This window comes from Streptomyces sp. NPDC059224 (assembly GCF_042754285.1).
Taxonomy (GTDB): Bacteria; Actinomycetota; Actinomycetes; order Streptomycetales; family Streptomycetaceae; genus Streptomyces.
Genome location: NZ_JBHZAN010000120.1, coordinates 1 through 1,080, shown reverse-complemented (window position 1 = coordinate 1,080; position 1,080 = coordinate 1). Strand labels below are relative to the sequence as shown.

At 36.0% G+C, this 1,080-nt stretch carries 1 protein-coding gene; it reads left to right on the top strand.

All coding sequences use genetic code 11. From position 1 onward, the window contains the following. The coding region (locus ACFXI4_RS44760; protein WP_385003475.1) for a ClbS/DfsB family four-helix bundle protein at positions 1 to 242 on the top strand (242 nt) is incomplete at its 5' end. Positions 243 to 1,080: the final 838 nt, after the last annotated feature.

Sequence of the window (1,080 nt, the reverse complement as noted above, 5' to 3'; positions counted from 1 at the left end):
CCTATGCACATCTACCATTGAAAGAATTAGAGGAAATTCTCAATCGTAATATTGATGATATTAACATGATGATTGATTCAATGAGTGATGAAGATCTATTCACTGCACACAAAAGAAAATGGGCAGACGAGGCAACCAAAACGGCTGTATGGGAAGTATATAAATTAATTCATGTAAATACAGTTGCTCCATTTGGGACTTTTAGAACAAAGATAAGAAAATGGAAGAGATTAGCTTTGTAAATTCCCGTTTACTGCTAAGCAATTGTGGAAAGGAGACCTCTTGTATGTTAACAGTAAGAACATACGACTACATAAGTTCTTTGCTAACTGCCGGTTTTTATTGGGTGAATGCAAGTGCACTCCCCTAGAATGCCGTAGAGGGTGCATCGTTAGATTGTATCAATTTTGGTTGGCCAACAGATAAACCATGACTCACTTCGATAAAATGAGATTATGGTGCCATATCCGCTGCAAAGGGACTTAGGAGACTAGCAGGGGAAAGATTTTTTTATTTTTGGGATGTTTTTCAGACCGCCGATAGTACCGACAATTCCCTTTAAATATGGAATCTCAACAACCCACATGAAGGGTAAGGCAAGTCCGGTAATTATATCTTCTGACTTTGGGTTAGGAAGAATTGAAATTGTTAAGAACGATTCAACGCTTATGGTTTATAATTTGGAGATAGCCTTTGTTAATATGCTAAAGCCAACATACGATACAGATTTTGAGCAGTTTATTCTAACCATCAAAGGGTATGTGGCCTATCGCCTATCCTATTACTGATACTGAAGAGATCTTAAATAAATTCTATACGGGATTTGAAGATCCTGAAGGTGAAATCGTCATTTATCAGAATAAATAAATCAAATAGTAGAAGTTCAAAGAATGAGGGGAACATTAGTTTTTATTGCTTAGTTTAATCCCAGTAACGATTTCTGCAAGATGTAAAAGGTCTTTCATTTCATAAGTTTTCAGAAGCAAGTTCATACGCGCTAACTCACTTTCGATTGAGTAGCAATCGTCAACAAACTTTACTATCAGCTGTTATTTTTATTCTTTCGCGTTATCTAAATAC